General features: G+C 69.6%; 5 protein-coding genes. 4 read left to right on the top strand and 1 reads right to left on the bottom strand.

The window, feature by feature from the left end:
* Positions 1–1,076 (top strand): LCP family protein (locus tag ACFVXK_RS19140; RefSeq protein ID WP_389613131.1); only part of this gene is annotated, 1,076 nt, incomplete at its 5' end.
* Between the two features lie 10 nt (positions 1,077–1,086).
* Here ACFVXK_RS19140 and ACFVXK_RS19135 read toward each other — a convergent pair.
* Positions 1,087–2,094 carry a LuxR C-terminal-related transcriptional regulator gene (locus ACFVXK_RS19135; protein WP_389613129.1) on the bottom strand — a complete coding sequence of 336 codons (1,008 nt, stop codon included), beginning with the start codon at positions 2,092–2,094 and terminating at the stop codon, positions 1,087–1,089.
* Positions 2,095–2,256: 162 nt separating this feature from the next.
* Here ACFVXK_RS19135 and ACFVXK_RS19130 point away from each other — a divergent pair, with 162 nt between their 5' ends.
* The 3 genes from ACFVXK_RS19130 to ACFVXK_RS19120 all read left to right on the top strand — a co-directional run.
* Positions 2,257–2,634: a hypothetical protein gene (locus tag ACFVXK_RS19130; RefSeq protein WP_389613126.1), complete on the top strand. Its 378-nt coding sequence runs from the start codon at positions 2,257–2,259 to the stop codon at positions 2,632–2,634.
* 121 nt (positions 2,635–2,755) lie between these two features.
* Positions 2,756–2,902: a hypothetical protein gene (locus tag ACFVXK_RS19125; protein ID WP_389613124.1), complete on the top strand. Its 147-nt coding sequence runs from the start codon at positions 2,756–2,758 to the stop codon at positions 2,900–2,902.
* Between the two features lie 204 nt (positions 2,903–3,106).
* On the top strand, positions 3,107–3,924 hold an 818-nt coding region (locus ACFVXK_RS19120), incomplete at its 3' end, for an FG-GAP-like repeat-containing protein (protein WP_389613122.1).

Raw genomic sequence — 3,924 nt, 5'->3', positions numbered from 1 at the left:
CCACGGGCCACGGCGGCCCCGGCGGCCCCGGCCGTCCCGGCGGGCCGGGCGGACCGGGCGGCCCCGGCGGTCGTCCGGGCCGGCCGGCCGGGCCCGCGCCGGACTGGCGCAAGCGGATCAAAATCGGTTCGATCGCGATCGTCTCCGTACTCCTCGTGACCACGATCGGCACCTACTTCTGGGCCGACTCCAAGGTCCGCCGCGAGGTCGACCTGTCCAAGGTCATCGAGCGGCCCAAGGAAGGCGACTGCACCACCTACCTGATCGTGGGCTCCGACAGCCGCGAGGGCATGTCCGACGAGGAGAAGAAGAAGCTCCACACGGGCTCCGCCGAGGGCAAGCGCACCGACTCGATGATGGTCCTGGCCAAGTGCTCCAGCGGGAACACCATGGTCTCCCTGCCGCGCGACTCCGACGTGGAGATCCCCTCCTTCGTCGGCTCGCAGTCGGGCAAGAAGTACGCCGGCACCGGCAAGCACACCAAGCTCAACGCCGCGTACGCCGACGACGGCCCGGAGCTGCTGGTCCGCACGATCGAGTTCAACACCGGCCTGCGCATCGACCACTACGCCGAGATCGGCTTCGCCGGCTTCGCGAACATCGTCGACGCGCTGGGCGGAGTGGAGCTGGACATCGAGAAGGGCTTCAAGGACGAGAAGTCCGGCGCCGACTTCAAGGCGGGCAGGCAGACCCTCAACGGCGAACAGTCCCTGGCCTTCGTCCGCACCCGCTACGCCTTCGCCGAGTCGGACCTGCAACGGACGAAGAACCAGCAGAAGTTCCTGGCCGCCCTCGCCAGCCAGGCCGCCACCCCGGGCACCGTCCTCAACCCCTTCTCCCTCTACCCGGTGCTGGGCGCCGGCCTGGACACCCTCATCGTCGACAAGGACATGGGCCTGTGGGACATGGGCCAGATGTTCTTCGCCATGAAGGGCATCAACAGCGGCGAGGGCGTCTCGATGAACATGCCGATCGCCGGCGAGCGGGGCGGCAACCTCCTGTGGGACAAGCCGAAGGTGCAGCAGCTGGTCAAGGAGATCCAGAACGACCAGAAGGTCACCGTCAAGGGGCAGTGAGGCGGGCGCCCTAGTCCGCCGTGGGGTTCCCGGCGGGCAGCCAGCCGTGCTGGACCGCTCTCACGCCGGCTTCGAACCGGCTGCGCGCCCCCAGACGGTCCATGAGATCCGTGGCCAGTCGGCGCGCCGTCCGGGAGGAGACCCCGAGCCGCTTGGCGATGGCGTCGTCCGTGTGCCCGTCGGCGAGCAGCCGGATGGTGGTCGACTCCTGGGGGCGCAGCCCTACCGCCGTACGCGGCGCGGCGGCGCCGAGAGGCTGCGCCGCCTGCCAGACGCTCTCGAAGAGCATGCACAGCGCGGCCAGCATGGCCGGTCCGGTCACCACGACCGCCGAGGCGGCGGTGTCGTCGCCGCTGACCGGGACCACCGCCGTGGCACGGTCCACGATGATCATCCGGGTGGGCAGTGCGGGCGTGGTCCGGACCCGGCCGCCCTGTTCGGCCAGCCAGGTGACGTAGTCGACGGTGGGCTGGTGGTTGCGGACGCTGTCCAGGTAGATCGTGCGCATCCTGATGCCGCGCTCCAGCAGGGACGCGTTCAGCGGTCGGGCGGCCTCGATGCTCTCGGCACTGTGGGCGCCGTCCGGAGCGAAGGTCATCACCTCGGTCTGTGCGTCCCGGGTCAGCGAGCCCAGCCGGTCGCGGATGTCGTCGAGCCCGATCAGATGCTCGACGCCGGGGTGGGGCGCCTTCGGCCGGAGGTCGGAGCACTCCGCGACGAGCTGGGCCGCAGCGGCCCGGAAGGCCTCGACCCGCTGCTGCTGTGCGGCCAGTTCCGCCTGCTGGCGGGAGATGAGGATCTCCATGCCGACGTCGGGCGAGACCGCGCGCAACTCCCCGTCACGGTCGTACGAGGGCCGCAGCAGCGCCAGCTCGCTCAGCGTGGTCAAAGCCCGCCGGACGTCGGCCACCGGCAGCTGGAGCCGCTCCACCAGTTCTGAGACACCGTCCTGTGGTCGCGCGAGCATCGACCGGTAGACCTTTTCGGACGTGGCATCAAGTCCAAGTACGGCAAGCATCTCCATGTCCCCCCGGACGAGCGTTCGGATTTACCCGAGCGTGATCATCACATGACGGATGAGGGCATCTCCAGCTCATTCGGTGGACGGTTCAGGCCTCAGCCCAAACCGTCCAGAAACAGACCCTGTGCACTTGACAGGGAGTTTGGGACCGTCAATTCCATGTATCTGGTTCACATCGCCCTGGCGGCGTCGGGCGAGGATGCCGTATTTCCCGCCCACGCCGCCGAGTTGATCGGCTCGGCCGCACTGCCCGAAGAGCGGGTCGAGCACGTCGCCGTGCATCGGCGCCCCTCCGGAAAGCCCGTCATCGGGATCTACATCCTGGCGGAGTGGCTGGAAGTGGCCGAGTCCAGGGCGGAGGGCGTCTGTCGACGGGCACTCGGGGCGTTTCCCGAACTGGGTGACTGGCGGGTGCTCAGCGCGGGTGTTCCGCTCGCCGCCCCCGTCTACGACGACCTGTGTCCTCTTCCGGCCCCGGTGGACACATCAGGTCAGGGACGTTTCCGTCCAGTGGAGATCCCTTCCGATCCAGTGTGAACCGCGGCGAGTCTAGGGGCGTCGGCAGGGAGGACCCGCCGGCAGCCGACACCGGACGACGCGTCTCCGCGGGACGCGAAGCCTGACACGGCACCCGACCGACTCGCCGAAGGAAGCCATCATGTCCCGTGCTCGTCTCGCCCAGACCGCCGCGGCCCTCGCCCTCGCTCTCGCCGTCCCGCTCGTCCCGGGTGCCGCGGCCCAGCAGGCTTCGGCGGTCCAGGCCGGCACCGGGACCGCGCACCTGAGCGACATGATCTGGCAGTAGCCCGGCCGGGCCTCCAAGCCGCCCTCCCGCCGCCGGCCCGGACCCGCGCCGGCAGGTGCGGCGCGCCTTCGCCACCCGGGCCGCCGGCCGTTCTCTTCGCCGCCCCGGCCGCCCTCGGCTGATCAGCAGTCAGTCGAATTCCAGCCTTGTGAGCCCGTGTTCCTTCCCGGGCGTCCTTCAGCTTGCCTCAAACAGGAGACAGCCATGCCCAAAATGCCCGTTCGCCGCGCGATGATCGGGGCGCTCACGCTGGTGGCCGCAACCCCCGCCCTGTTGGTCATGGGCGCCCAGTCCGCGTCCGCCAGCGTGGGCTCCAACATCATCTCCATAGCCGAGCAGAACCTCGGCAAGGGCGCCTGTGACACCAACAGCGCCGGCGGCTCCGGCTTCTACACCAGTTGCGGTGAGTCCTGGTGCGCCGACTTCGCCAAGTGGGTCTGGGCGCAGAACGGCGTCGACGTCTCCGGCCTGACCCCTGCGGCCGGCAGCTTCGCCGAGTACGGCACCGGGCTCCACTCCACCCCGAAGGTCGGTGACGCCGCCGTCTTCAACTACAACGGCGCCGGATACGCGGACCACGTCTCCCTCGTCTCTTCGGTCAACGCCGACGGCACGGTCAGCACCATCGGCGGCAACCAGAACGGCAGGGTCACCCGCGGCACCATCACGGCCTCCGGCTACTACGGCTCCCAGCGGATCAGCGGCTACGTCACTCCGAAGGGCGGCCGCGGCGGCGACACGGGTGGGGACACGGGTCGGGTGCGGTGGGCCGACTTCGACGGCGACGGCAAGGACGACTACATCACCGTCGAGGACAGCGGCGCCGTCAACGTCTACCTCAACAAGGGCGGCGACGGACACGGCGGCTGGCAGGCCCTCGGCCAGGTCGCCACCGGCATGACCAACGACCGCAACCGCGTACGGTTCGCCGACTTCGACGGCGACGGCAAGACCGACTACATCACCATCGCCACCAACGGCGCCATCCACGTCTACCTCAACAAGGGCGGCGACGGACACGG

This window comes from Streptomyces sp. NPDC058157, from assembly GCF_042884105.1.
GTDB lineage: Bacteria > Actinomycetota > Actinomycetes > Streptomycetales > Streptomycetaceae > Streptomyces.
Note: the sequence above shows the minus strand (reverse complement) of the source record. Positions and strands in the feature narration are given on the sequence as shown.